Annotated in this window: 29 protein-coding genes; 16 read left to right on the top strand and 13 right to left on the bottom strand. The window is 70.3% G+C overall.

The features are described from left to right. Window positions 1–7: 7 nt before the first annotated feature. The 11 genes from F0344_RS24090 to F0344_RS24040 all read right to left on the bottom strand — a co-directional run bounded on the left by F0344_RS24090 (window position 8) and on the right by F0344_RS24040 (window position 6664). Window positions 8–427: a hypothetical protein gene (locus F0344_RS24090; RefSeq protein WP_185300769.1), complete on the bottom strand. Its 420-nt coding sequence runs from the start codon at window positions 425–427 to the stop codon at window positions 8–10. A 12-nt stretch (window positions 428–439) separates the two neighbouring features. Continuing rightward, window positions 440–868 carry a hypothetical protein gene (locus tag F0344_RS24085; RefSeq protein WP_185300768.1) on the bottom strand — a complete coding sequence of 143 codons (429 nt, stop codon included), beginning with the start codon at window positions 866–868 and terminating at the stop codon, window positions 440–442. Continuing rightward, complete coding sequence (locus F0344_RS24080; protein WP_097921516.1) at window positions 865–1323, bottom strand: hypothetical protein; 459 nt, start codon at window positions 1321–1323, stop codon at window positions 865–867. The genes F0344_RS24085 and F0344_RS24080 overlap by 4 nt, the downstream gene beginning before the upstream one ends. A 60-nt stretch (window positions 1324–1383) precedes the next feature. Further along, the gene (locus F0344_RS24075; protein ID WP_053928736.1) at window positions 1384–1731 is read right to left on the bottom strand and encodes an SH3 domain-containing protein; all 348 of its coding nucleotides are present in this window, start codon (window positions 1729–1731) and stop codon (window positions 1384–1386) included. A gap of 198 nt (window positions 1732–1929) precedes the next feature. Next, window positions 1930–2649 carry a hypothetical protein gene (locus F0344_RS24070; protein ID WP_258050083.1) on the bottom strand — a complete coding sequence of 240 codons (720 nt, stop codon included), beginning with the start codon at window positions 2647–2649 and terminating at the stop codon, window positions 1930–1932. A 56-nt stretch (window positions 2650–2705) separates the two neighbouring features. Then, the gene (locus F0344_RS24065; RefSeq protein WP_185300767.1) at window positions 2706–3383 is read right to left on the bottom strand and encodes a hypothetical protein; all 678 of its coding nucleotides are present in this window, start codon (window positions 3381–3383) and stop codon (window positions 2706–2708) included. Then, on the bottom strand, window positions 3380–3841 hold the full coding sequence (locus F0344_RS24060; protein ID WP_097242947.1) for a GNAT family N-acetyltransferase: 462 nt from the start codon (window positions 3839–3841) through the stop codon (window positions 3380–3382). The genes F0344_RS24065 and F0344_RS24060 overlap by 4 nt, the downstream gene beginning before the upstream one ends. Window positions 3842–3879: 38 nt before the next feature. Continuing rightward, complete coding sequence (locus F0344_RS24055; RefSeq protein ID WP_185300766.1) at window positions 3880–4584, bottom strand: DUF3631 domain-containing protein; 705 nt, start codon at window positions 4582–4584, stop codon at window positions 3880–3882. Further along, window positions 4581–5066, bottom strand: a complete 486-nt coding sequence (locus F0344_RS24050; protein ID WP_185300765.1) for a hypothetical protein — start codon at window positions 5064–5066, stop codon at window positions 4581–4583. Before F0344_RS24050 ends, F0344_RS24055 begins: the two co-directional genes overlap by 4 nt. Next, window positions 5063–5704, bottom strand: coding sequence for a DUF4913 domain-containing protein (locus F0344_RS24045; RefSeq protein WP_078958761.1), 642 nt, complete (start codon window positions 5702–5704; stop codon window positions 5063–5065). Before F0344_RS24045 ends, F0344_RS24050 begins: the two co-directional genes overlap by 4 nt. Window positions 5705–5908: 204 nt before the next feature. Then, window positions 5909–6664, bottom strand: a complete 756-nt coding sequence (locus F0344_RS24040) for a DNA-methyltransferase (protein ID WP_185300764.1) — start codon at window positions 6662–6664, stop codon at window positions 5909–5911. Window positions 6665–7187: 523 nt separating this feature from the next. Here F0344_RS24040 and F0344_RS24035 point away from each other — a divergent pair. The 8 genes from F0344_RS24035 to F0344_RS24000 all read left to right on the top strand — a co-directional run bounded on the left by F0344_RS24035 (window position 7188) and on the right by F0344_RS24000 (window position 15065). Then, window positions 7188–8312 (top strand): C40 family peptidase, encoded by a 1125-nt coding sequence (locus F0344_RS24035; RefSeq protein ID WP_185300763.1) that lies wholly within the window; start codon window positions 7188–7190, stop codon window positions 8310–8312. Between the two features lie 139 nt (window positions 8313–8451). Then, window positions 8452–8769 carry a DUF6112 family protein gene (locus tag F0344_RS24030; protein WP_054102483.1) on the top strand — a complete coding sequence of 106 codons (318 nt, stop codon included), beginning with the start codon at window positions 8452–8454 and terminating at the stop codon, window positions 8767–8769. Continuing rightward, a complete protein-coding gene (locus F0344_RS24025; protein WP_185300762.1) occupies window positions 8769–9449 on the top strand; it encodes a hypothetical protein in 681 nt (226 codons plus the stop codon). Before F0344_RS24030 ends, F0344_RS24025 begins: the two co-directional genes overlap by 1 nt. 35 nt (window positions 9450–9484) lie before the next feature. After that, window positions 9485–10858 carry an SCO6881 family protein gene (locus F0344_RS24020; protein WP_054102485.1) on the top strand — a complete coding sequence of 458 codons (1374 nt, stop codon included), beginning with the start codon at window positions 9485–9487 and terminating at the stop codon, window positions 10856–10858. Between the two features lie 87 nt (window positions 10859–10945). Next, a complete protein-coding gene (locus F0344_RS24015) occupies window positions 10946–12418 on the top strand; it encodes an SCO6880 family protein (RefSeq protein WP_097922835.1) in 1473 nt (490 codons plus the stop codon). 59 nt (window positions 12419–12477) lie between these two features. After that, window positions 12478–12948, top strand: coding sequence for a DUF6238 family protein (locus F0344_RS24010; protein ID WP_097242955.1), 471 nt, complete (start codon window positions 12478–12480; stop codon window positions 12946–12948). Window positions 12949–12971: 23 nt separating this feature from the next. Beyond that, window positions 12972–13505, top strand: coding sequence for a hypothetical protein (locus F0344_RS24005; RefSeq protein ID WP_185300761.1), 534 nt, complete (start codon window positions 12972–12974; stop codon window positions 13503–13505). Between the two features lie 45 nt (window positions 13506–13550). After that, window positions 13551–15065 (top strand): ATP-binding protein, encoded by a 1515-nt coding sequence (locus F0344_RS24000; RefSeq protein WP_185300760.1) that lies wholly within the window; start codon window positions 13551–13553, stop codon window positions 15063–15065. A gap of 80 nt (window positions 15066–15145) precedes the next feature. Here the strand turns inward: F0344_RS24000 and F0344_RS23995 are convergent, their stop codons facing one another. Then, window positions 15146–16072: a transposase gene (locus F0344_RS23995; RefSeq protein WP_258049958.1), complete on the bottom strand. Its 927-nt coding sequence runs from the start codon at window positions 16070–16072 to the stop codon at window positions 15146–15148. 150 nt (window positions 16073–16222) lie between these two features. Here F0344_RS23995 and F0344_RS23990 point away from each other — a divergent pair, with 150 nt between their 5' ends. The 8 genes from F0344_RS23990 to F0344_RS23955 all read left to right on the top strand — a co-directional run bounded on the left by F0344_RS23990 (window position 16223) and on the right by F0344_RS23955 (window position 22554). Then, window positions 16223–16675 (top strand): hypothetical protein, encoded by a 453-nt coding sequence (locus F0344_RS23990; RefSeq protein WP_185300759.1) that lies wholly within the window; start codon window positions 16223–16225, stop codon window positions 16673–16675. 28 nt (window positions 16676–16703) lie between these two features. After that, window positions 16704–17471: a hypothetical protein gene (locus F0344_RS23985; protein WP_097242957.1), complete on the top strand. Its 768-nt coding sequence runs from the start codon at window positions 16704–16706 to the stop codon at window positions 17469–17471. A gap of 125 nt (window positions 17472–17596) precedes the next feature. Further along, window positions 17597–18064, top strand: a complete 468-nt coding sequence (locus tag F0344_RS23980) for a hypothetical protein (protein ID WP_124264754.1) — start codon at window positions 17597–17599, stop codon at window positions 18062–18064. Between the two features lie 291 nt (window positions 18065–18355). Beyond that, window positions 18356–19153: a hypothetical protein gene (locus F0344_RS23975; RefSeq protein ID WP_185300758.1), complete on the top strand. Its 798-nt coding sequence runs from the start codon at window positions 18356–18358 to the stop codon at window positions 19151–19153. A 17-nt stretch (window positions 19154–19170) separates the two neighbouring features. Further along, on the top strand, window positions 19171–19689 hold the full coding sequence (locus F0344_RS23970) for a hypothetical protein (RefSeq protein WP_185300757.1): 519 nt from the start codon (window positions 19171–19173) through the stop codon (window positions 19687–19689). Window positions 19690–20360: 671 nt separating this feature from the next. Next, complete coding sequence (locus F0344_RS23965) at window positions 20361–20882, top strand: hypothetical protein (protein WP_185300756.1); 522 nt, start codon at window positions 20361–20363, stop codon at window positions 20880–20882. Window positions 20883–20959: 77 nt separating this feature from the next. After that, window positions 20960–21697, top strand: a complete 738-nt coding sequence (locus tag F0344_RS23960) for a glycosyltransferase (protein ID WP_185300755.1) — start codon at window positions 20960–20962, stop codon at window positions 21695–21697. A gap of 47 nt (window positions 21698–21744) precedes the next feature. After that, window positions 21745–22554, top strand: coding sequence for a DUF317 domain-containing protein (locus tag F0344_RS23955; protein WP_185300754.1), 810 nt, complete (start codon window positions 21745–21747; stop codon window positions 22552–22554). Between the two features lie 477 nt (window positions 22555–23031). On the opposite strand, the gene F0344_RS23950 is transcribed toward F0344_RS23955, so the two are convergent. Then, window positions 23032–24441, bottom strand: a complete 1410-nt coding sequence (locus tag F0344_RS23950; RefSeq protein ID WP_185296855.1) for an IS4 family transposase — start codon at window positions 24439–24441, stop codon at window positions 23032–23034. Window positions 24442–24512: the final 71 nt, after the last annotated feature.

Genomic DNA, 24512 nt, shown 5'->3' with positions numbered 1-24512 from the left:
GAGTGGATCAGCGGGTGCGGGAGGCGGCGGCCGTCGGGGCTGCGGGCACGGGCGGAGCCGGGGGTTGGGTGTCCGGGGCCGTGGCGCGGCGCAGGCCGCCCAGGACGGCGCCGGTGCTCTTGGCGTAGGCGTCGCGGGTGGCGACGGCCTCCGCGATGCGGCGGGCGCAGTCGAGGATGTGGCCGGCGTCGAACTGGCCGATCTCCCTGTCGGGGGAGGTGAGTTTGCGCAGGCGTTCCAGCTGGAAGGCGATGTTGCGTTCGGCGAAGGCCAGGGCGCTGTGGTTGCCGGTCAGGGCGGCGAGCAGGGTGCTCTCGGGGGAGTCGGCGAGGGCTTCGAGTTCAGCGAGCGGCTGTCCGTACAGCGCCTCGATGCGCTGGGCGATGATCTGAGAAACGGCGTGGGCGGAGTCGTCTGGCTGGGGCAATCGGTGTGGCTTTCAGGGGCGTCGGGCCTGCACCGCCCCGGCTCGGGGTCCGGGCGGGGCGGGCGGCGCTGTGGCGGTGACCTTGGGTCGCGGCCCGGCGCGCGGAACGTTCGGGTGGCTCGGCGGCGGCATGGTGAGGAGCAGCTCGTCGAGGGCGGATCCGTAGAGGTCGCAATTGGCCTCAGCGGCCTCAATCCACTGGTCGTGACGGTGCAAGTCATCGCTGGACAGCTCGCCCATCTGGCAGTCGGCCTCGGCGATGTTGTGCACCCGCTCCAGGTGCTCCTCGGCGACGGCGAGGAAGCTCCGCAGTTCCAGTGCGCACTGGAGTGCGGCATTCGCCTCACCGCAGGCTGACTGCGCGTACAGCGCGTCCACTTCGGCGCTGAACGCTTCCTGCAGTGCCGCATCGCGGCTGGTCGATTTGTCGATGACGCTCACCGCGCTGCCCCTCGCGCTGTCGTGTTCCGCGCGCTGGGCAGCGTGGGCGGGGAGGTGGGCAGGGCCGGAGCACGGCGGGCTGCGGGGGACGCACCGCGCCACGCGCCGGGGCCTCGCTTGCCGGGTGCGTTGGGGTCGAGGAGGTAGTTCACGACCATGGCGCGGCCGTCGCGGGAGGCGACAGCGGAGTTGACCTGGTGGGCCAGCTCCATGACGGGATCGTCCAGTACGTCGGCCGGCTGGGTGCCCAGCGCCTCGACGAGCGCGTCTTCCGCGGTGTCGAGTGCCTGCTGCGTTTCGGTGAGCAGGCCGTGCCAGTGCACGAGGGTGGTGGCCTCGGGGTTGGCCTGCGGTGCCGCCTCAACCGCCCGGCGCAGGTCGGCGATCGGCATCTGGAATCGGTCTTCGATGCGCTCGGTGAGGACGCTCATCACGTCTTCGCTGGTGTCGGGCACAGCGTGGCTCCCTTCATTTCGAGGATCCGGTGCAGGAATGGGAAATTGAGGCGCGGCTGGTTAGTCCAGGCACATGTAGACGGTCCGGTAGACGTACGTTCCGGACACCCAGCCCGTTACGCCGGTCTTCTTGTCCGTGATGTAGACCCACGAGCCGGTCTTGGTCTTCTTGTGGACGGTGAACTTGTGGGTCCGGTAGAGGACTCCGACGGCGGTCGACTTCGACGACGCCTTCGAGCGGATGGTGACCGCGCTGGTCCCGTGCACCTTGTACGGGTCTGCCTTGTGGCACGAGGTGGAGGCAGCGACAGCGCCCGGAGCTGCGGCGTTGGCGGCCGTAGCGGTGACGGCGGGCAGCGCGAGTGCCGCACAGACCGCTGCGGCAGCGGCAACGCGAGTAATGCGCAGGGAGTTTGTCCTAACTGACGATGGAGAGGGAATGCGGAAATAGCCCCAGGCGGATGCCGTACGGGCTGATAACAAGAGTCCGCAGAATCCCCGGTTTCGGTAACCGGGGATTGCGTGCTATGTTCCGCGCCGCCTCACACGCACCGTGCGGCATTCCGTCGGTTTCGAAGACAGAAAGGCGTGTGCGCTGAGGGGAGTTCAGCGGCTCGGTCCGGGCGGCGGTGCGGGGCGGGCCGGCACGCCGGTAGCCGCAACAGTGGTGTGCCGGGCCGCAGGTGAGGCTGCGGGCAGCGGCGGCTTGTCGCCCCTCCAGTGCGCTTCCCACCACTGGGTGGCGGCCTCGAACGTCTGGAAGCCGCCTTCGCGCAGCGTGTGTGTCCATGCGTCGCTGTCGACCTCTTCGAGCAGCACGCGGAAGGGCAGCGCCGCCTTCTCGTCGAGGGCCCGCAGCAGCACGGTGGTCTCGATCGGCTCGCTGTCGTACGTGTAGCTGGTGAGCAGCGCGAAGTGGTCGCCGTCACTGCGCAGACGCTTCTCCAGAACGCGGGTGGCGTCGTTCGCGGGGGCGGTGCCCATACCGTCGGGCAGGAGGATCTCCTCCTCGGGGCAGCCGCGGGCGACGAGCCAGGACTGCGCCATGGACGGCAGCGGCAGCATCTCGCTGGCGAAACGGAAGGTGCGGGTCGCCGGGTCGCGCTTGAGGTGCAGGGCGGCGATCTGGGGTTCCCCGGGGATCCCCCAGGTGACGGCCCGGTTGTGCATGACGAAGAAGCTGTGCTCTCCGTCCGCGCTGTGGTGCTCGGCGAGCACGGTCATATCGTCCTGCTCGATGCCGATGCTCCCCCAGAACTGTTCGGCGACGTTGTTGTTGACGGCTTCGTATCCGTCGAGACGGAAGTCGGGTTCGTAGCTGGGCATCGTGGCTTTCGTTCGATGACGCCTGGGCGCCGTGCGCGTGGCGTGCACAGCGCCGTTCAGCGGCGGGGACGGGAAACGGCTGGAAGGGCCGGTGGCGGAGAGGGCGCGGCACTGGGTGGGCCGGCGCGGCGGGGAGCGGTCAGGGCGGCTCGGCCGGCGTCTGTGAGGGTGACGGGCTGTCCGGCCTGCATCGGGTGCGAGCTGTCGCGCTCCACGAGGCCGTTCGCCTCCAGGCGCTGCAGCTGGGCGTAGGAAATACGGGTGCGCGTGGGCGTCGCCACGGCCAGCCGGTGGGTGACGAGGTGTTCGTGGAGCTTGGCGCCCTGGGCGATGGCCAGCAGGGCCGCGACGTCCTTGGTCGGGATCTGTCGGGGCACCTGCCGGGGAGCGCCGGCCTCGATCGGCTCCAGAGCGGCGGCGGCAGTGGTCTGCTTCGCCTCTCGTAGGCGGGCGGCCTGGGCCAGCTGGTCGAGGGTGCGGTCGATCCGGGTGAACAGTGCCTGGTCCACGGGCAGATCGCTGGAGGCGAGACGGGCGAGCCGGACGCGGTAGAAGCCGACGTCCCGCTCGGCCGCCACGAGGTCGCGGTGAGCATCTGCCAAGGCGGCGTGCGGTGCGTCGAGGAGACCGTCGTCGCGGTGCTGCCGCAGCTCCTCGACGCTCCGGCCCACCGCGGTCTCGATCCGGTGATCGAGGGCGGTCCGGGTGAGCCGGTCGGGAGGGGATGAGGTCATGGCGGAGGGATTTCTGGATCCGGAGCAGACGCGTCCAGAGCGACACGGACCTCGACGTACGCGCCGTCGCGGGTGTGCCGGGTCGGGCCCAGCCTGTCCATGAGGCGGAGCATCGCTGTGTTGGACGCCTGCGTGAACGCGGCGAGGGTGTGCGCTCCGCGCGCGCGGGCGACGGCCGATGCCTGCCAGGCAAGGGCCGTGCCGATGCCCTGACGGTGCCGGTCGTCGGCGACTTGCAGTCCGAGGTCGGCGACGCCTGGCTCCCGGCTGACGGGCCCGACGCAGACGAGGGCCAGTGGCCGCCCGTCGGCGCCGAGCCCGATCCAGCATCTGGCCTGGTCGAGCAGCCGTGTCAGGTCACGGGGCAGAAGGCGAGTCCGGCCCCAGCGGCGCAGCAGGTTCGCCTCGGAGCACTGCTCGTGGAAGGCGGCGACCAGGTCCCCGTCCGCCGCCGTCACCAGGCGGGTCTGCGCAAGGGCGGGGTGCGTCAGCAGGGTCAGTCCGCGAGGGCGCCCAGCAGGTCCGCGCGCCAGAACGCCCGGTAGCGGCTGCCGTCGGCCGCCCGCGGCCTGTGGGACTGGACTCCGTGGGAGCGCCGCAGGATCAGGGACAGCCGCAGAGCGTTGAGGTCGGAGTAGCGCCAGCGCGCATCGGCGTGACCGGGCAGTTCACGCAGGCGCTCGACCAGCTCCGCGGAGCTGACGTACTCCGGGGAGCCGTGGGCGTCGAAGACATCGAGGCAGGCGTGGACGATGGTCTGCGGGCGACTGGGACAGGACAGGAAGTCCTCGACCGCCTCCTCGTGGAGGTCGTCGAATTCGTCCATGCCCTCCAGGTCCTCGAAGTCCTCGAAGCCCTCGAAGTCCGGGTCGAAGTCGGGCTCGTCGTCCGCCGCCGGGTCGTACTCGCCCGGCGGGTCGGGCTCGAACGCGGCGGCGCAGCAGCAGGAGGTGGACAGCAGTGCGCTCAGCTCGGCCCCCGCTGCCATGCGCTCGACGAGCAGGTCGGTCAGCGTGTCCAGCTGCTCGCCGGCGCTGACCCCGGGCAGGTCGGCGGCGGCCAGCTCGGCGAGCTGCCGGTCGAGTTCCTGGATCTCGACGAACACGTTGAGGATGGCGCGGTGCTGCGGGTTCTCGGTGACCTCGGCCGGCGCCAGTACGGCGGCGGCGATCTGGTCGATCAGGGTGGGGAACTGCGTCAACGAACAGGGCCCTTCAGGGGTGGGGAAGCGGGTCGGGGAAGGCCGGACACCGCATAGGGCGGTGGACCGGGCTTGGGTACGGACTGCCGCGTGGTCAGCTGCGGTGAGCGGGTGCGAGCGGCATGGGGGCGCTCTCCGAGCGGGCGCCGCCTGATGCCCAGGCGGGCACGGGCGGTGTCGTACACGTCGTGGGCCTCGCGCGGACGTACGGCCACGACGTGGATCTCGGTGGTGTGCGTGGAATTCGCGGGCGCCGGCCGCTGGGCGTAGACGATGCGCCAGGCGTTGCGGTGATCGACGTAGACCTTGCGGCATCCGACGAGATCGCGAGTGAGCTTGGTGCCGAAGAGGCGTGCGTCGACCACGTCCTGGAGCTGGGCGAGGGCCAGGTCCCGGATGTCGCTGGGGGCTTGGAGCAGGTCGGTCAGGGCGCGGGGGTCGAAGGAGAGGCCGAAGGCTGGCCGGTCCTCGCGGCCCGTCATCCGTCGGCCTGGCCGAGTTCGCTGTTCTCCTCGGGCTCCTCGGGCTCCTCGGGCTCCTCGGTCGTGGTGGTGGTCCGGTTCGAAGGCGGCGGGCCGGGCAGCAGGCGGTGCGCGGGCCGGTCCGGGTCGGTCATGCACGCGGACAGCGGACCGCCGGCCGCCCGCACGGTGGCCATGGCGTGGGTGAGGAAGTCCCGGTGCCAGACGAACAGACCGGCCGGCCCCGCCTCCGGGTCCTTGTGCTGCTGGTAAGCAAGCCATAGTGCGTGGAGCCAGGCGACGACATCGGCGTGTTCCTGCCACTGCTCGCACCACGGGGCGGCGGTCGTGACCTCCGCCCCGTAGACCCGGACGAGGAAGTCATCCACCCAGTCGGACAAGGAGTCCAGTTCGTCTTCGTACTCCTCGCCCTCCAGCTCAAGGATCGGGCGGGGCTCGGGCGGGGCTGCCGGAGACGGCAGGCCCGCGAACCCCGACATGCCCGGCATCCCGAAGGCGCCGAACGGCGAGTCCGCAGGCGGTGGCGCGGAGGCGAGGCTGTCGAGCTGGCGGGCCTGCTCCGCGGACTGGTCCAGCAGTTTGCGGACGCTCGCCTCGATGCTTTCCAGGTCGGAGTCCGGAAGCCGGACCGGTTCCATCTCCCCGTCGTCCGGGGGGTTTATGGATTCAGGCACGAAAAAGGGCCTCCTTGAGCCGCAGCCATAGGGCGTGAATTACGGCTCCTACCATCCGGAGAATCCCCGGTTTCGGTAACCGGGACTTGGCTGCTATAACTCTGCGCGCGGCACGAGCGGGCACAGGCACAGCGCGCTCCGAGCCGCGCCGCCCGAGCAGAAGACGCCTCAGACCACCAGGGTCAAGTCGTCCTGGGTAAGGGTCTTTTGCTGCGCCTCGGTGAGCCGGTCGGCAGCGATCTCGGCATAGGTCTTGCTCTTCTCGACACCGATGAAATCGCGGCCCTCCAGCAGGGCCGCGACGCCGGTCGAGCCGGATCCGCAGGTGAAGTCGAGCACCGTGCCTCCCGGCGGAGCGATTTGCACCAGCTCACGCATGACGGAGACGGGCTTCTGTGTGATGTGCTGGCGCGCCTTGCCGCTGGGCTGCGAGGCACTGTAGAGGCCGGGTAGGTAGACCGGGTTGCGGGCCGCATCGATCGGTCCGTTGCTCGCCCAGATGATGAATTCGCAATTCTGGGTGAAGCGTCCCTTCTGCGGCCTGGCCTGCGGCTTGTGCCAGGCGAGCACACCGCGCCAGAGCCATCCGGCGGCCTGGATGGCATCCGTGGTGATGGGCAGCTGCCGCCAGTCGGTGAACAGCAGCGCCGTGCCGCCGACCTTGGTGAGCCGGTGCGCCTCGGTCATGATCTGGGTCAGCCAGAAGCCGTAGCTCCTCTGGTCCATGTTCTCGCCTGTGAAGTCCGGCAGCTCGTGCCCGGCGTCGGCGGAGGTGTACTTCTGCTTCGCGGACCGGGAGGTCCTCTCCTTCGCCGTCCGCCCGCCGCTGTTGTACGGCGGGTCGGTGATCACGGAGTCGACGCAGTTGTCCGGCAGCTCGGCGAGGACGCCGAGTGCGTCGCCCTGGTGCAGGGAAAAAGGCAAAGAGATACCCCAATTCGGTTCGGGTGGGGGGGATAGACGCTCCGGCTCGCCTGGATGAGACCCGTTGGACCGAATGCGGATAAGAAGGCTCCGCGGTCCGCGCAGCGGGAAGGCGAGGGGAGGAGCCAAAACTGTAGGGCACGATCCCCGGTTGAGCGCTATCGACGCCGAAAACCCCGAGACAGAGCCTCGAACAGAGGCGATTTCGGCAACCGGGGATCCGCCCTTACTGTTTTGGAACTGCCCGACGAACACCGTCGATGGCACAGCCCCGTCCCTGCCTTCACGGAGGATTCCCATGTCCTGGCACGCCTGACCCGACGCCCCGTGCCCGTGCGAGCGGCAACTCGCACCCATGCACCCGGGCCCCGATCTACCCACCGCCCCGGCCGTCGCGCCCTTTCCTCAACGACGCACGCGCTGCCGGGACTTCACCAAGGACCTCGCTTGTGACATCGCTCTACCCTCCCCCGCCCCCTCCCCATCCGCCGGCCAGTGACCGTCTGCCGGGAGGCAGGCCGGATTGAAGGGCATAGCCGCCGGCATCGGCGTCGTCGTCCTCTCCCCCCTGCTGCTCGCCAGCACCGCCATGATGATGGCGTCCTCCAGCGAAGCCGCGACCACCGCTTCGTTCAGCGGATGCCTGACCGGCCTCGACACCGCCGAGGTGACCAAGGAAGTCACCAAGATCCTCGACGGCGCCTCCGGCAAGGACATCCACATCCAGGGCCTGGACCTTCCGGCCGAGCAGATCCCCAACGCACAGACCATCGTGGCCACCGGCCTGAGCCTCGACGTGCCCAAGAAGGGCCAGATCGTCGCCATCGCCACCGCGATGCAGGAGTCGCGGCTGCGCAACCTCAACTCCGGAGACCGGGACAGCCTCGGCCTCTTCCAGCAGCGCCCCAGCCAGGGGTGGGGCACCGCGCAGCAGATCCGTGACCCGGTGTACGCGTCCGAGCAGTTCTACAAGCATCTGCTCAAGGTCGACGGCTGGCAGCAGATGAAGGTCACCCAGGCCGCACAGGCTGTCCAGGCGTCCGGCTACCCGGACGCGTACGCGCAGTGGGAGGACCTCGCCACCGCGCTGCAGAAGGTCATCGCCAAGACGTTCCCGAACGCCGGCAAGGACGAGCCCGCCAAGAACAAGGACACGGAGTCCGCGTCCGGCGCCGGCATCTGCACACCGGACAAGGACGGCACGTCCTTCGGGCGGATCCCCGAGGGCAGCGTCCCGAAGGGATACAAGATCCCCAAGGATGCCGACCCCAAGGCACGCGCGGCCATCGAGTGGGCTATGCACCAACTCGGCACGCTCTACCAGTGGGGCGGATCCTGCACCGACTCCCACGGGCCTGACCCGATGGCGCGCTGCGACTGCAGCTCGCTGATGCAGCAGGCGTACGCGCACGCCGACGTCAAGCTCACCCGCACCACATACACGCAGGTCAACGAGGGCAAAGCCGTCTCGGCGAAAAGCCTCAAGCCCGGAGACCTGATCTTCAGCCGCGGCACCGCCGCCCGGCCCGAGCATGTCGGGATGTACATGGGCGAGGGCCTCGTCATCGAGGCACCACGCACATCAAAGCCCGTCCGGATCACTCCGATCAAGGACTGGGACATCCTCGCCGCGCGCCGCGTCCTCTGACGACGCACGCCGCCCGGACACCACCCGGGCGGCCCCGCCGGGCCCGCCTCTCACGCCCCGCGCGCCACTCCCCCCTCCCTTCACCTCTCTTTCGCCGGCCTCTGCCCGGCCCGCGCACGCAAGGAGCCCTGCCACACCCATGCCCATACCTCTTGCAGACCGCGCCGTCGTCTTCCTCGCGTACGACCCAGGCATCTCACCCAAGGGCGGCGGCCTGCCCGGCCTGGCCGTCCTGAAGAACGTCGTCAACTCGATCAATATGTTCGGGATCATCGCCGTTGTCGGCGCCCTTGCCGTCTCACTCGGCGTGTGGGCATGGGGCCACCACACCGGCGGTCACCAGGCCGAGGCCAACGGCAAGAAGGGCGCCGTCGTCGCGGCCGGCGCTGCGCTCGGCCTCGGCGCCGCCAACGGGATCGTGGCGTTCTTCTCCGGCCTGGGGTCGCAGGTCCACTAATGCAGAAACGATTCCCCTCCCTGTCCGGGTACGGCGTGACCTGGTCGGCCAACAAGCGCGTCGCGATCGTCGCCCTGGTCATCACCGCGCTGCTCATCATCGCCGCCACCACCGCGTGGTTCACCGGCCGCGGTGAGCACAGCGAGAGCACCAACGCACCGTCCCAGGAGAGCAGTTCCTCACCCTCCGAGGCCGCCCCGAAGCCCGCGGCCGGGTCGGGTTCGGTTCCCAAGCCACCGCAGATCAGCGAACCGGTCGCCTTCGCCAAGGCAGCAGCGGCGATGCTCTGGTCGTACGACACCCGCGACACCGACCGCGACCAGCAGCTCGCAGGCATGGGCGCGTGGATGACCAAGGAGACCAAGTACGCCGACTGGGCGTCCGTCTCCGGCCAGGTACCCGACCCGCTGTTGTGGTCACGCATGGCCGACCAGAACCAGCACGCCACCGGCACGGTCACCGAAGGCCACTACCCCGGCGCGTTCAAGCAGGCGCTCGCCGAGGCCCCCTCCGCGATCACCGAGGCGTACATCTACGTGGTCACGGTCAACGGGCGGCAGCAGATCGAGTGGAAGAAGGGCGGCGGCGGAGCCGAGGAGCGTGCCGTGACCCTCGCCGTGCAGTGCCGGCCCAGCCACGACTGCCGCCTGGCCGGCATCGCCCCCAGCGTCACGCAGTGACCCACCCCGCCGATAAGTAAGGAGGACGACTTCCCTTGGGTTTCTGCGACTTCCCTCTCGCGGACAAGCTGTGCGCTGTCGGTGAGGCCGTCGATTTCGCGAGCGATCCCGGCAAAGCCATCGGCGACTGGATGGCCAAGAGCGCCGGCGAACTCGCCGCCGCGGCAGCCGACCTGGCAGCCAAGGCTGTCAACGCCACCACCAAGGTGGATTTGAACGCCGGATGGTTCCGCGACAACTACGAGATGCTGCTGCCGATCGGCCTGGTCATCCTGGTTGGGACGTTCTGCGCGCAGCTCATCCGGGCCGCCGTCAAACGCGACGGACAGGCCCTTGCCCAGGCATTCACCGGCACCATGTCGGGCGTCTTGTTCGCCTTTTGCGCCATCGCGCTGACGACGGTCGCCATCGAAGTCGTCGATGCCTTGTCCGACGGCCTGTTCGCCGCATCGCACCTGAACATCGAAACTGCCGTCCGCCGCATCGTGAAGGTGTCCCAGATCGGGGCCCTGTCCGGCCTGGGCTGGCTGGTCGCGGTGTTCGCCGGACTCGGCGCCGCCTGCGGAGCCTTCCTCTACTGGTGCGTCATGATGGTCAGAAAAGTGGGCATTCTGGTCATGGTCACGCTAGCGATCTTCGCCGGCGCGGGCGGCGGTTGGGAGGTCGCCCGCCGGTGGCGCCGGGGCTGGATCGAAGCCACGGCCACCCTCGTGGTCAGCAAGCTGCTGATGACCATCATCTTCGTGCTCGGCATCGCCGCCATGGGCAAGACCGAGGCCAAGGACGGCCTCGGAGCGCTCGCCGACGTCATGGCGGGCATCGTGATCATGGTTCTGGTTCTGCTCTGCCCGTACGCCACGTTCAAATTCGTGCACTGGGCGGCCGAGGGCACGGACGGAGAATCGATTCACCGCGCTGGTGGCGCCGGCGCTCAGCTCGCCCGGCAGCACGCCGAGAAGGCCGGCCGCAAGGCCGCCGCCGCTGCGGCCACCGCCGGCACGGGCGGCGCGGCAGCCGGAGCAGGAGCGGGTGGCGCCCCGCAGGGCCCCGATGCCGCCGGAGGCGGCGGGTTCCCGGGCGACATCGCCGCCAACCCCACCGGGGGCGACAGCGGCAAGGAAGGCCAAGGTTCGCAGGGTTCTTCCGGGGCCGAAGGGCTCAAGAACGGCCTGGAGAAGGCCGTCCAGCCGCCCCCGACCAGTCCCAGCGACGACACCAGCGGTCAGGTAGGCGGTGCCCCCGGAGGGGGCGGCGGTTCCGGATCGCCCTCCGGCGGAGGCAGTGGCTTCATGTCGCAGCCCGGCGCCGGAGCATCCTCGCCCCCGCCCCAGGGCGCTCCACCGGCACCGGACTCAGGCAGCACCTCCAGCGGGACCGGCGCGCCGCCGCCCCCGCCCGCCGGCCTGTAGCCCCTGCCCGACTCCGGGGCGGCACGCGCCGCGCACTTGCCGCCGCGTGCCGCCCCGGCCACCGCCCGCGCACCCCCGGAACGGCCCTTGTCTGATCTCACCGTCACACCGCTCACCGTCAAATTCCCCCACCGGTCGAAGCGCGGCATCCTGCTCGGCCTGTCGCTGCCCCAACTCGTCCTGGTCTCATGCGCGTTGGCGCTTCTGCTGGCCACCGTGGTCTCCACCGGCCTGCTCGGCGCCATCGCCCTGACACCGCTGTGGGCCGTGGTCGCCGCCTTGGTCGCCATCCGTCGACACGGCCGCTCGCTGATCGACTGGGCGCCGATCGTCGTGCGCTTCGCCCAGCGGCGCCGCACCGGCCAGACCCTGTGGCTCGCCCGGCCCGTCACCCGGCCCCGCCAGGACGGCGTCCTGCATCTGCCCGGCACCGCCGCCTCGCTGCGCGTGGTCACCCCCGGCGACTCCGTCAATGGCGCCGCCGCCGTGCATGACCCGCACCGGCAGACCCTGACCGCCGTCGCCCGGGTCTCCAGCAGGGCCTTCGCCCTGCTCGATCCCGCGACCCAGAACCACAACGTGAGCAGCTGGGGACGCGCGCTCGCTGGCATCGCCCGCACCGGACACGTCGCAACCGTGCAGGTGCTGGAGCGCACCGTGCCCGACAGCGGCGACACCCTCTCCCGTCACTGGAGCCAGCAGGGCCACCCCGAGACACCGGTCGCCGGGCAGGTCTACAGCGATCTGGTCGCCTCCGCAGGGCCCGCCGCCGCCCCGCACGAGGCATACGTGGCGATCTCCCTCGACCTCAAGGCCGCCAAGCGACTCATCAGCCAGGCCGGCGGCGGGCTGCCCGGCGCCTTCACCGTGCTTGAACAGACCACCAGCTCCATCGCTCAGGCCGCGCGCAGCGCCGGACTCATGGTGACCGGCTGGCTCTCGGCGCGCGAGATCGCCGCCGTCATCCGCACTGCCTACGACCCCAAGGCACTGTCCGCACTGCAGCAGTGGTCGGAGTCCGGACGGGCAGAAGCCGACCCGGCCGCCGCCGGGCCCGTGGTCCAGGTCGAGGAGTACGACCGGCTCGCCACCGACTCCGCCCGGCACGCCACCTACTGGGTCGAGGACTGGCCCCGCACCGAGACATCCGCCGGCTTCCTGCACGGCCTGATGTTCACCGCCGGAGTCCGGCGCACCCTCTCCCTTATATACGTGCCCCAAGGGCTCGAGTCCGCGATGCGCGACGTCCAGCGCAAGAAGGCCGCCATCATCGCCGACGCGAACGAGAGGTCGCGGCGCGGGCAGGTCGACTCCGAGGCCGACAGCGTGGAGTACGCGGACGTCAAGACCCGCGAGCGCCAGCTGATCGCCGGACACGCCGATGTGGCCCTGACCGGGCTCCTCACCGTCTCCGCCGAGACCGACGCTCTGCTCGACGCCGCCTGCGCGCAGATCGAGACCGCTGCCGTCACCGCCCAGGTCGACCTGCGGCGCTTGAACTTCCAGCAGCCCGATGCCTTCACGCTCGGCGCCCTGCCGCTCGCCCGCACGGCCCTGTAGCCCCCCGCCCGGCCACCCGCCGACGTCCTGCCACCGCGGCAGGAAGGAACTCTTCCCCTTTGACCTCTGCCATCCCCGTCGGCGACGCGTACCCGTACCTGCGGGCCGCCAGCGCCGGCATCCGCCACCACACACGCGCCCGCGCCCCGCGCGCTGAACGCCCCGCCTCACCTGCGGACCGCGTGCACCTCGACGTGCTGCACGCCCATCTGACCTCGCTGCACCAGCTGCTCGACCAGCTCGCCGACACCACCCGGCCGCCGCATCCCGCCGCCGGCCGACATCTGGCCACCGCGCACACCCGGCTGTGGCAGGCCACCGCCGCCGTGCACGACGCCTTCCACCTCCTGCCCGTGGCGGACGCGGCCCCGACGGAAACCGAGTGCCACCCGGAGCGGCTCCCCGAGGGACCGCCCGTCCTGACCATCTGCCAGCGCCACCTCGCCGCCGGCCACGTCGTCCGCCGCAAGACCACTCCGGCCGACCTCAACGCCCCGGCACCCGGCCACACCACCACCTGCGCCCAGTAACCCGCTCCACCGAAAGGCCCTGCATGCGCAAGCTCAAGCGCTCCACCTCCACCGCCGCCCTCCTCGCCGGCACGGCCGCGCTGGCCACCGCCACGCCTGCGTCCGCCGCCAGCTACCACTGCACGACCAGCAGCTACACCGTCGACGACCCGTCGTACACCGGCCCCGACTCCGACAACTGGGACTTCGACGTGCGGCTCTGCGCCAAGCGGAGCGGCGGCTACATCTACACCACCGCCACGGTCAACTGGGACGGCCCCTACGCGGCCAACCAGCACAGCAGCCTCACCTTCAACAAGGCGCGCTTCCACCTGCAGACCAAGAAGTCCACCGCCGGCACGGACCCCGTCGTGAAGTACGCCAACTACACGGGCTTGGAGCACGCGCTCGAACACAGCAGCGGCAACGGCAACGGGAGCTACAAGACCGGAACCCTCAAGACCAAGGCCAGCGGCCGGTACCAGTACCTCGCCGACGGCTACATCGAGCTGGACTGGTCGGGCGACGGCACGGGCTACCGCAAGCCGCTCCTGTTCAGCGCCTCCCCCCGCGTCTGACCCCCGCACCGCTCCAGACCGCCACCTTGTGAAAGCCGCCCTCCCATGAGTCACCGGCCCGATCGTCGAGCCCGCCGCGCCAGCGCCAGCCCCCTGTTCACCCCGCATGGCACCGACCGCGCCGCCCGAAAAGCCGCCCGCCGGCAACTCGCCGAAGCCGCCGCGAAGGCCCGCGTCGAAGCAGCCGCCCACACCACCGGAGCCGGGGCGGAGGAGCAGGAGATGCCGTCGCCGCTCTTCCCGCCCGCAGGCCGCCCCGGCCCGGCGTCCTCCCGCAACAACAAGATCAAGTTGCCTGCCCACCGCATGACCACAGCCACCGCGAGCGGGGCGTACCCCTTCCTCGCCGAGGGCGGGCTGGGGGCCGAGGGCATCTACATCGGCCGCGACGTGCACGCCGAAGCCTCCTTCTGTTTCGACCCATTCGCGCTGTACGGCAAGATCGACGGCTTCACCAACCCCAACGTGCTGTTGGCCGGGGTCATCGGACAGGGCAAGTCCGCGCTCGCCAAGAGCTTCGCGCTGCGCTCCATCGCCTTCGGCTACCGCGTCTACGTCCCATGTGATCCCAAGGGAGAGTGGACGCCCGTGGCGCAGGCGCTGGGCGGCACCTCCATCGCACTCGGACCGGGGCTGCCAGGCAAGCTGAACCCGCTGGACGCAGCGCCGCGGCCCAACAGCGTCTCCGAGGCCGACTGGGCGGGCGAGATCCGCAAAAGGCGTCTGCTGCTGCTCGGCTCCCTGGCCCGCACCGTGCTCGGGCGGGACCTGCTGCCGATGGAGCACACCGGCCTCGACGTCGCCCTGGACGCCGTCGTCACCCGCGCCGCCGCGAGCGGACGCACCCCGCTGCTCGGCGACATCGCCGCCACCCTCAACAACCCCGACGAACTCGACACGGCCGGCGGCGTCATGTCCGGCCGCCTCGGCGACGCCTCCCGCGACCTCGCCCACACCATGCGCCGCCTCGTCCACGGCGACCTCGTCGGAATGTTCGACGCCCCCAGCACCGTGGCCTTCGACCCCAACTCACCCATGCTGACGATCGACCTGTCACGCCTCGGCGGCTCCGGCGACGACACCGCACTCGTCCTCGCCATGACCTGCGCCTCCGCGTGGATGGAATCCGCGCTGTCCGACCCGAACGGCGGCCGGCGCTGGATCGTCTACGACGAGGCATGGCGGCTGATGCGCCACCCCGGCCTGCTCGCGAGGATGCAGTCCCAGTGGAAGCTGAGCCGCGGCCTGGGCATCGCCAACCTGATGGTGATCCACCGGCTGTCCGACCTGCTCACCGCCGGCGACGCCGGATCCCGCGGACGCGCCTTGGCCGAGGGCCTGCTCGCCGACTGCTCCACCCGCATCATTTACCGGCAGGAGACCGACCAACTCCACGCCGCCGCAGCATTGTTGGGACTGACCTCGGTGGAAGCCGACGCGATCTCGCACCTCAACCGCGGCAGGGGCTTGTGGAAGGTCGCCGGACGATCCTTCATCGTTCAACATCTACTACATCCGCACGAATTGGCACTTTTCGACACGGATGCCCGAATGCATTGAACGCCCGTCGAGACGTGCTAACGACCTCACCCGCGATTGAGTTCGTGGCGTGCTGGCCTGGCGGTTCGGCTGGTGGGTGATCAGCAGGCGGTGTCGCGGGAGAGGACGAGCGCGGTGCTGTGTTCGCGGTGGGTGGGCCGCTTGGCGGCGCGGTCGGAGATCAGGGCTGCGATGGCCTGCTGGGTCTCGGGGAAGGTTTCGCGTCGTCCGGTGAACCGTCGTAGTGGGGCCCATTGGCGCAGTTCGGCGTTGGTGTGCTCGACGCAGATCCGGGCTGAGGACTGTCGTCGCCTCGCCTCGCGCCAGGCGTATTTGTCGCCGTCGCAGGCGTCCTCCTTCGGTTTCTTCGGCGGCGCGGTGACCTGGTCGGGGAACTCCTTGGCCAGGCCCTGGTAGCCGGAGTCGACCTTCGCCTTCACGCCGGGACGGGTCCTGAACTGCTCGGCGATGCCCTCGGTGCGCACGGCGGTCTGGTCGTGCATCCGGCCGGGCCGTTCCGCCCCGGAGTAGAGCAGGCGGCCCTGGCCGTCGCTGAACGTGGTGGTCTTGATGGTGTTCTGCCTGCGCTTGCCCGAGATGAACGCCCGGCGCCCGGGGCGGCCGGCCTGCGGGCGGCGGACCTGGGTCTCCGCACCATCGAGCCGCAGCTCGATGTTCTCGGCCTGCGCGTAGGCGAACACATCCTCCAGTGTGCGCAAGCGCAGGCCGGGCCGGTCGGGGACGGCGAAGCCGCGGGCCGCGAGCAGGGGCCTGATCTCCTGGATCGCCCTGCCGATGGTCGAGGAGCCGACGTCGTAGACCACGGCGAGGGCATCTTGGGGCAGGCCGGTGCGCAGGTAGGCCAGAGTGATCACCAGCCGGTCGCGGAAGGCGAGTTCGTACTTCGGTCCCGCCCCGGCCTGCCGACGGCGGTCCCGCCCGCGCCGGTCATGGCGTTCGCCCTCGCACCGTGACTCCCACCTGGGTTCGAGCTCGTCGAGCAACTCGCCGAAGTGTTGGCGGCTCACGCCGCAGAAGGCAGGATGAGACAAGGCCGCGCGGGCCCACTTCTTGATCACACTCGAAGAACCCGCGCGGCCCTCGTCATGTCACGGCCTCGCCCCGATCAATCGCGGGGGAACTCGTAACCGTCCCTCAATCCCCGGATTCCCACCTTCATGGACAACCCAACCAGCCTTCCACCATCCGCCGGCCCCGGCTCCCAGATGGTGCACGAATCCCTCGGCGCCTCGCCTCGGTTCCTTGGCCGCCTGCACACCGAAGGCCCCGAGCTGGTCCTCGCCGATCTCGTCCACACGGCCGCGCGCCACCTGGACCACGTACACGAGCAGTTCACCGCCGCCGCCCGGAACGCGGCATCCGTTCTTACGCGCGCCGCCGCCGGGAACACGTCGATCAACTCCCTGGGTGTCCTGCAGAACAGAGGCACACAGATCGACATCCTCGCCGCACGTCGGGACGACGCAGTCGACCGGCTCAAGGAAACCATCGACGCCTACCGGCAGGTGACAGCCTCCGAGGACGCCGCCTCCCGGGCGTACCGCCCAAGCGCCGTGCCCGCTTCGGCGCCCACGGTCACGCCACCTGCCCGTGTGGCGCGCGGCAGATAGGCCCGCCTCACCACTCCGTCAGGAGCCCATGCCCTCAGCACGCACCGACCTGGACATCTTCGCCGCCGGCCTGGCCGACCGCCTGCCCGGCGCATGGACCAGCGAATACCACCGTCACCTCACCTACCCCGACCAGTTCCCCGTGGCCGAACAGATCTGGGACGCCGGCCACGTCAGCTATGTCGCCACCGAGTTCGTGCTCGGACACGACGCTGTACTGCACGGCCCGGATCAGCAGCACCTCTACCTCGCCGACCGGCCGCGCTATCCGCACCAGTTCGTCGTCGCCCCGCTCGAGCCCGACGACGCCGCCATCAAGCCGCACCATTTCGACGGGGTCGACGAGCCGAACGGCATCGTCGTCCCCAACGATCCCGCGCGCGCCGCAGCCCTCATCGCCCGCAGGGTCCTGCCCCGCTACGAGCAGGCCCGCCAGGCGGTACGCCGCAACGCCGCCGAGCAGCCCGAGCCCCCACATCGGCAGGCTCCGCCGCAGGTCGCCCAAGTGGTAACGCTGACCTGGTACGACGACGGAGCGCTCGGCACGCCGTACGCCAGAGTGCCGGAAGAGGCGCGCATGACGCTGTACGCCCATGGCTTCCAGTACCACCCGCACCAGGCAGCCTTCCTGCTGCCCGCTGCGTACGGCGAGGACGGTCGCGCCCGGCGAATCCAGGCAGTCGCCCTCCGCCTCGCGGAGAAGGGCATCGGCGTAAACCTGCGCCACGCCGCACCGACCACGACCACGGTGCCACCGGCCGCGCCACCCACGGCTGCACGCGGCGCCGTCCGCTGATCACACCGTCCCGTTGCCCCGTTCAGGAGCCCTTCCTGCCCTTCAATTACGACGACAGCAGCCAGCTGCACTCGCTGGCTGAGCACATCCACAACACGGCCGACGAACTGCCGCTGACCAACGCGGTGCACTCCGGCAGCGACAACCTCGACGACCTCGACGACCGGGTCCGCGACATCGCCGGACTGATCACCCACATCACCACCGCGGCAGCCTTCGCCGACCGCACCGTACGCCGCGACCGCAACCCCGAGTCGGACACCATCCGGCTCAAGGTCACCCAGCTCACGCGCGCGGTCGGCGCGCTGGGACACGCCCTGGCCGACCTCGGTGAAGCCGTCGGCCACGCCGGAGCCCTCCACCAGCTCGCCGCCTCACCCCGCTCGACGCAACGCAGCGAGGCCATCGAATCCACGCGCGCCCTGCTGCACGCCCGGATCGACAGCGCCCGCGGTCGGCTCAACAAAACGGGCGCCCGACTCCACCAGGCAGCCGACCGGCTCACCGCTCCGCCGGCCCCGTCCCGCAGTACGAGCCCGAGCGTCACCACCCCCCACCCTCGGCCCAGCCCAGCCGCCTCCCGCACCCGCTGATCCACCCGCCCAAACCCCTGGAGCGCCTCCATCCGCACCGCCCTCCGCGCCCTGCCCCTGCTCGTCTCCGCCGCGCTGCTCGCTACTGCCGCCACCGCCTGCACCAGCGGCGACGACACCCCGGCCGACGCGACGTCCGCCTCCACGCCTGCCGCCCCGAAGCTGACTCCCGCACTCAGTGACGCGCAGGCTCGCGCCGTCATCACCAACTACTCGAAGATCAACAACAAGGCCAACGCGCAGCGTGACCGCGCCCTGCTCGACACCGTCGAGGACGGCCCGACGTACGCGATGTCCGTCTCCGACTACACCGAGACCGAGGGCCTGCCCAAGGCCGCCCGCAAGCCGTACAAGCCGTGGTCGTACGACATCTCCAGCGCCAAGCTGTACATCCCGCGCTTCACGGCCGGCCAGGACCGCTGGTTCGCTGCCGCGCTCTCAGGCGAGAAGGGCAAGGATCCGAGCCGCATCGCCGTCTTCGCCGAGCGGCCGAAGGACAAGCGGTGGGAGATGTCCACCGTCGTCGACCTCGACAGCACGAAGCTGCCGGACATCGCCCTCGACGGAAGCGGCTACGCCACCGCGGTCGCCGCCACCGGCAACAAGCAGCTCGCCGCCGACGCCGACGTGCTGCGCACCGCGGTGATCGACAACTTCGCGACCGGCGGGACGAACACCGGCACCAAGGTCTTCGCCCCGACCAGGGCCAGCAATCAGCAGATCAAGGTCCACGAGGAAACGACCCGCAAGTTCGGGAAGTTGGGCACCACCACCTTCGCCGGTGGCACCAACCGTTTCAAGGATGCCTACGCGCTGAAGACCGCCGACGGCGGCGCACTGCTGCTGTTCGCCCACACCCACACGCAGACCGACGCCGTCGCGCACTCCGGGCTGCAAATCAACCCGGACAAGGACGACAACGCCTGGCTGCACGGCATCCCGCGCACGTCGGTGACGTACACGTTCATCTGCGCCGACGCCGCCACCGTGCCGGCGAAGGCCGCCCCGTCACGCCTGATCGGCTACAGGTGCGCCCGCACCGACGCCTCGGGGCCGCCCGTCGGCTCCGCTCGCACGGACCGCGCCTAGCCGACCGGGAGAGCCCCTTGTCCCTGCCCCACCCTGACTTCGAGCTGTACGACAACGTCGGCCGCTCCACCGAGCAGGTCACCGCCCATTCGGAGAACCGGCCGACCGTCGACGACCTGCACCGTTGGGCCGCCTACGACGCACGAGAGTTCAGCGCATCGCTCCCCACCGGGGACGCCGGTCACAGCATCAGCAACTGGACCCAGCAGGTCTACCGTGCGCGCTCGGCCGCCGAGTTGAACACCGTCGCGCAGGGCGTCCTCGGCGACGGGCACAGCGGTCTCGGCGAGCTGCATCTGTTCTTGGAGGCCGCGGCCGAGTGGTGCGAGCGCAACCAGGAACCGAGCTTCGCCGCCCGCTACCGCCAGCACGCCGAGGAGCTGTCCGCACTCGGTGATCAGCTCGCCTACTTGAGCGAGGACCACCTGGCCAGCACCTACCGGCGCCCGAACCGGTCAGCACCCGCGCAACCCGTCCCGTCCGTGGCGGCGGCACCTGCCACGCCGGCAGCGCCCACGCGCCGCGCCTCCCGCTGACCCACCCCGCCCACGACAGGAAGATCCTCTGTCCACTCGTTCTGTCATCGCCCGCCCCACCGGCACCACCGGCTACGCCGGAACGTACGTCCACTGGGACGGCTACCCCAGTCATCAGCTGCCGCTGCTGCTCGCCGCGCACCAGAACCGGTTCGCCGGTGACACCGACGCCCTGGCCGCGTACCTCATCGACGACGCGCCGGAAGGATGGTCCTACCTCGGCACCGAACTCCTCGACGGAGCACCCGAGGCCCTGCGCCGGCACCTCGTCGGCGGGCACGACGAACCCGGTAAGCGATACCCGGCCCGTGCGAACGAACCGGCGCTGGTCTACACCGAGCGGACGGCATCGCGTCTGAACTGGGGTTATGTCCTCCACTCGCACGGCATCGAGGTGATCGGCGAGCCCGGCGCAAGACGCGGTCCCCTCGTCGCGTGGGGCACCGACCCCCGCGTGCGGTTCCGCGACACCGCCTGTCTGTGGCGGCCCGACCGGCCGATTCCCGCCACCACGCCGCCTCCCGCCACCGCCCGTACTGCTGCCGCCCCGGCCCAGCCGATCCCCGCCCCGGCGGCTCGCCCCCACGCACGCTGACCAGCCCCACCTCCAGGAGACCGATCTGTCCACCCGCGCGGTCATCGCCCGCCCCACCTCCACCGGCTACGCCGGCATGTACGTCCACTTCGACGGCTACCCCGACAGCAAACTCCCGCTGCTGCTGGCCACCTACCGATTCCGTTTCGCCGGTGACCTGGAGGCGATGGCCCGGCACCTGATCGACGAGGTCCACATCGGCTGGGAGCAGCTGGGCACAGATCTCCTCGACGGCGCACCCGACGCGCTGTGCCGCACGCTGACCGGAGGCGACGAGTTCCCCAGCCGTCAGCTCACCAACGTGTGCAACGCCGACGGCACCCCCGCCGAGCGTGAACTGATCACCCAGGACGGCACCGACGGCCTGGAGTGGGCCTACGTCCTGCACGAGACCGGCATCGAAGTGATCGGCCTGCTGGCGTACGACCGCGGACCCGTCGTTGCGTGGGACACCGACCCGCGCAGCCGTATCCGCACCGCCCCCGGCGCATGGAACCCGGAGGCCCCGGCTCCGGTCGTGCCGCCGCGAGCCGCCCCGCGCCTGTCCGCCACCGCTCCCGCATCGGCCCTGGCGCCCCGGAAGTCCGCCCGCCGATAGCCCGGAAGCCCGCACCCTCCTCATCGACGCCCACCCGGAGAAGCTCTCTGTCCCCGCACTCTCACCCGAAGATCACCGTGGTCATCGCCACCCAACTCCGCCCCGAGCGGTTGACCTTCCTCGCCGACATGCATGCCAGCCTGTGCCGCCAGAGCGTCCCCTGGGAGGCGTGTGTCGTCCTCGACGGCGCCGACCCCGCCCGACTGCCGGCCGCTCTCGCTGCCGACCCGCGCATCCGCACCCTCGCCCTCCCGCGGGCGGTCGGCGCGGCTTGTGCCCGCAACTTCGCCCTCAACGAGGTACGCACCGAGTACGTCCAGTGGGCCGACGATGACGACGAGTTCACCGACTGGGCGATGGCGCTGCGGCTGCGCACGCTGGAGGAGACCGGGGTGGGCTGGTGTGCCGGATACAGCCAGGACCTGCACGAAGACGGTTCCACGACCCTGTGGCGGTGTCCGACGCCGCCCGGCCGGCATGAGGCCGGAGACGTATGGCGGTACTGGAAGGACCCGGCCGACACCATCCCGCTCGGCCCGACCACCCTCCTGGCCCGAACCGACCTGGTGCGCGCGGCACCCATGGGCGGCCTCGTACAGGGAGAGGACTACTGCGCCCTCGCCGTCACCTGCCTCGCCCCAGGGATCCTGCTGCCCGTTCCGGTCTACCGGTACCGCAAGCACCCCGCGCAGATGACGGCGCAGGACTCCTACGACGAACTGGAAGAAATGGCGAGGGCCTTCGCTCATGGATTTGGTGCAAGCCTGCACGCCGCAGCACGCCCTCGCCGCGATGTCGACTCCTCTCTTACGTAGTTGAGGCCCCCGCTCCGCCGCCCGCTCCCGATCCCACCGGAAGAACCATGCCCGACGACTCCGACCAGGACAGGCCCCGGGAGAAGATCCGCATCTCTCCCCGTTACCTGGCCGCCAGCCTCCCCACCGACCACCAACAGCTCCTCGACATCTTCGTCGAGGAAACCGCGTGGAGCGCGCACACCGATGCGTCGACGTTGACCGTCACCAGCCCCTGCCGGCGCATCACGATCCGCCACGACCAAACAGCCGTGGGCCGAGGCCCTCACATGGTGATCTCGGCCCGCACCGACGAGGAAGCGGCTGAGCGCTGGCGGGCGGATATATCGGGCCTCGTGCCGATCGAGTGCGTCGCCAGGCTCCTCGGCACCCTGGCCGCCGAACTGGCCACCGACGCGGATCACGTCGTCTACGGCATCAGCGCCGAGCCCGGCCTGCTGGAGCTCCACGTCGACGCCGACTCCTGGACCCATTTCGACGACTTCGGACTCTCCGGGTTCATCTCGCACGACGGACACGCTGCCGTGGTCAGCCGCCCCGTGGACTCCCCGGCACCGCCCATCCACGGGGATGCATCCGTCACCTGGCACCTGGCCGCCTCTCCAGAGGACCTCGGTCACCTGTGGGACATCTCGTTCACGGACAAGACGCCGCCCTTGCTCCTGCACGCGGTCGCCGCCGAAACGCTCGATCCCCGGCCCACTCTGCGTTCCACGTCCTTCCCGTTCCCCGCGGCCGTCGCCCCGCTGGTGACCATCGAACGCCTCCCACCGCCGTCACGCCGGCCCACGGCGCGGCCTCCCCACGGCGGACCGGCGCGCAGCCCCGAGCCCAAGCGCACCCCGAAGACCCGCTGAGCCTTGTCCCTCTGGACGAACATGCTCCGGCGGACTCGACCCACCAGGACCTTGATGCCCAACCCCAACGCCGAGATCACCCTCACCACCAGCCGCCACCTGGGACTGGTCGCCATCACGCACGGCGAGAAGTACCAGCAGGCCAACCGGGCGCTGGAAGAAGCCGGATTCGCGCGCCTGCGCAACGGCGCGTCCACCGCCCCGCTGACCGATCCGCAGGCCGCGCGACGCACTGCGAGCGCTCTGGTGCACCACGCCCACGCATACGGCGCCACCATCACCACCAGTACCCGGCTCTACCTCGGCGACATCGGCCCCGAGATCGCCGCACAGCTGCCCGGCACGTGGACCGCCGAACTGGAAATCTACTCACACCCGCTGTGGCAAGAGGACCTCTGGCCGATGCTGTGGGAGGCCGGCGAGATGTACCGGGCCCTCGAAGATCACCGCATCCCGTTCGCGTCAACACCGTTGCGTTTACGTCCGCGAGCGGCTCGCAAGTCCGTGCTCGAAGAACGTGACAGTGGTGTGGACGGTGTAGTTCTGGCTGGTCGTGGGGTGTTGTCCGGCGTTCGGGCCGTACTTGCTGGTGGGGTTCTTTCGGGTGCGGGCCTTGACGCGGTGCCGGTGGCGGGCGGGGTGCAGGGCGTCGAGGACGGCCCGGCCGATGGTGCCGACGAGGTCGGCGGGTCCCGTCGGGGGCAGGATCGCGGTCGCGGTGGTCACGGTGTCGCCGGCGGTGGTCTGCAGGACGGTGAAGCTGATGCGGTCCATGTCCAGGCCGGGCCGGGTGCAGGCGGTGTCGGAAGCGGCACGGATCAGGGCCTGGTAGGTGGTGAGCAGGGCGTAGACCTCCTGGTCGAGGCCGGTCAGGCTGCGGGAGCGCAGGACACGGCCGTCCAGCATCGTTGCCTTGATCGAGAAGTACGTCGTCTCCGACTGCCACCGCTCGTGGTAGAGATCCACGAGCCTGGCAGCTGGGTGGGCGGCCGGGTCGAGGAGAGTGGTGAGCAGGCGCCACTGCTCGGTGCGGACGGTGCCATCGGCCAGGGTCACGGTGACGGACGCCTCGATGACGCGGACGGTCAGCATGACGGGCAGGACGCCGTAGCCGATCCGGGCCAGGTAGGAGCCGTCGTCCAGGTGCCGGAAGGGGGTGGGTATGCGGCGGGCGGAGGAGCGCACCAGGAACTGGGCGCCGGTGGCCTGGACGTCCCGGGCGAACTCGTTCGCGTCGAAGCCGGCATCGGCCAGCAGGAGCATCGTGCGGTCCAGCACACTCAACAGGCGTCCCGCGTAGGTGAGTTCGCCGTCACTCTCGGGGCCGAACGCGGCGGCCAGCACGGCACGGGTGCCACACTCGACCAGGACCACGAGTCGTAGCAGCGGGTAGCCGAACTCCACGCTCTCGCCCGCCCGCTTGGGATAGCGCCAGGTGAGCGCCTCCTCATCGGGCACGTGCAGCAAGGTGCCGTCCACGGCCACGGTCCGAAGCCCCCGATAGAACGAGCCGGCCTGCCCGAGGTGGGCGACGGGTCCGGCGAGGATCTCGAACAGCCGCCGCAGCGGTGCCGCTCCTATCCGCCGTCGGGCCCGGGACAGCGAGGAGACCGCCGGACGCACCAACGGCAGTCCCTCCAGCCCCGCCGTCAGCTTGCCCCACACGCCCCGATAGGAACAGTCCTCGAACAGGGCCAGCGCGAGGACGAAATAGACCACCACCCGGGACGGCAGCAGCCGCAGCCGCTTCTCACGTGACCCTGTCTCATCGATCACCGCGTCCACCAGTACGAAGTCCACGATCTGGGTCAGCTCGCCCAAGTGGCCGGGCGCGTACACACCCCCGGCCGCCTCGACCGTGCGCGTGATGACAGACTTCTCCTGCAACGGGACTCCCGATGATCTTCTTGCTCGACACAAGCTGATCTATCAGGACGTCCCGTTGCGTCATTCAACAG

It is taken from the genome of Streptomyces finlayi (genome assembly GCF_014216315.1).
GTDB classification, from domain to species: domain Bacteria; phylum Actinomycetota; class Actinomycetes; order Streptomycetales; family Streptomycetaceae; genus Streptomyces; species Streptomyces finlayi_A.
The sequence above is the reverse complement of the archived record's forward strand: the minus strand, read 5'-3'. Positions and strand labels throughout refer to the sequence as shown.

Bases quoted from the DNA above. Each gene is read 5' to 3' on its own strand.
- F0344_RS24070 (WP_258050083.1), bottom strand. From the start codon at position 2,649: ATGCCCAGCTACGAACCCGACTTCCGTCTCGACGGATACGAAGCCGTC.
- F0344_RS24065 (WP_185300767.1), bottom strand. From the start codon at position 3,383: ATGACCTCATCCCCTCCCGACCGGCTCACCCGGACCGCCCTCGATCAC.
- F0344_RS24050 (WP_185300765.1), bottom strand. From the start codon at position 5,066: ATGACGGGCCGCGAGGACCGGCCAGCCTTCGGCCTCTCCTTCGACCCC.
- F0344_RS24045 (WP_078958761.1), bottom strand. From the start codon at position 5,704: ATGGAACCGGTCCGGCTTCCGGACTCCGACCTGGAAAGCATCGAGGCG.
- F0344_RS24030 (WP_054102483.1), top strand. From the start codon at position 8,452: ATGCCCATACCTCTTGCAGACCGCGCCGTCGTCTTCCTCGCGTACGAC.
- F0344_RS24025 (WP_185300762.1), top strand. From the start codon at position 8,769: ATGCAGAAACGATTCCCCTCCCTGTCCGGGTACGGCGTGACCTGGTCG.
- F0344_RS24005 (WP_185300761.1), top strand. From the start codon at position 12,972: ATGCGCAAGCTCAAGCGCTCCACCTCCACCGCCGCCCTCCTCGCCGGC.
- F0344_RS24000 (WP_185300760.1), top strand. From the start codon at position 13,551: ATGAGTCACCGGCCCGATCGTCGAGCCCGCCGCGCCAGCGCCAGCCCC.
- F0344_RS23990 (WP_185300759.1), top strand. From the start codon at position 16,223: ATGGACAACCCAACCAGCCTTCCACCATCCGCCGGCCCCGGCTCCCAG.
- F0344_RS23985 (WP_097242957.1), top strand. From the start codon at position 16,704: ATGCCCTCAGCACGCACCGACCTGGACATCTTCGCCGCCGGCCTGGCC.
- F0344_RS23975 (WP_185300758.1), top strand. From the start codon at position 18,356: ATGTCCGTCTCCGACTACACCGAGACCGAGGGCCTGCCCAAGGCCGCC.
- F0344_RS23965 (WP_185300756.1), top strand. From the start codon at position 20,361: ATGTACGTCCACTTCGACGGCTACCCCGACAGCAAACTCCCGCTGCTG.
- F0344_RS23955 (WP_185300754.1), top strand. From the start codon at position 21,745: ATGCCCGACGACTCCGACCAGGACAGGCCCCGGGAGAAGATCCGCATC.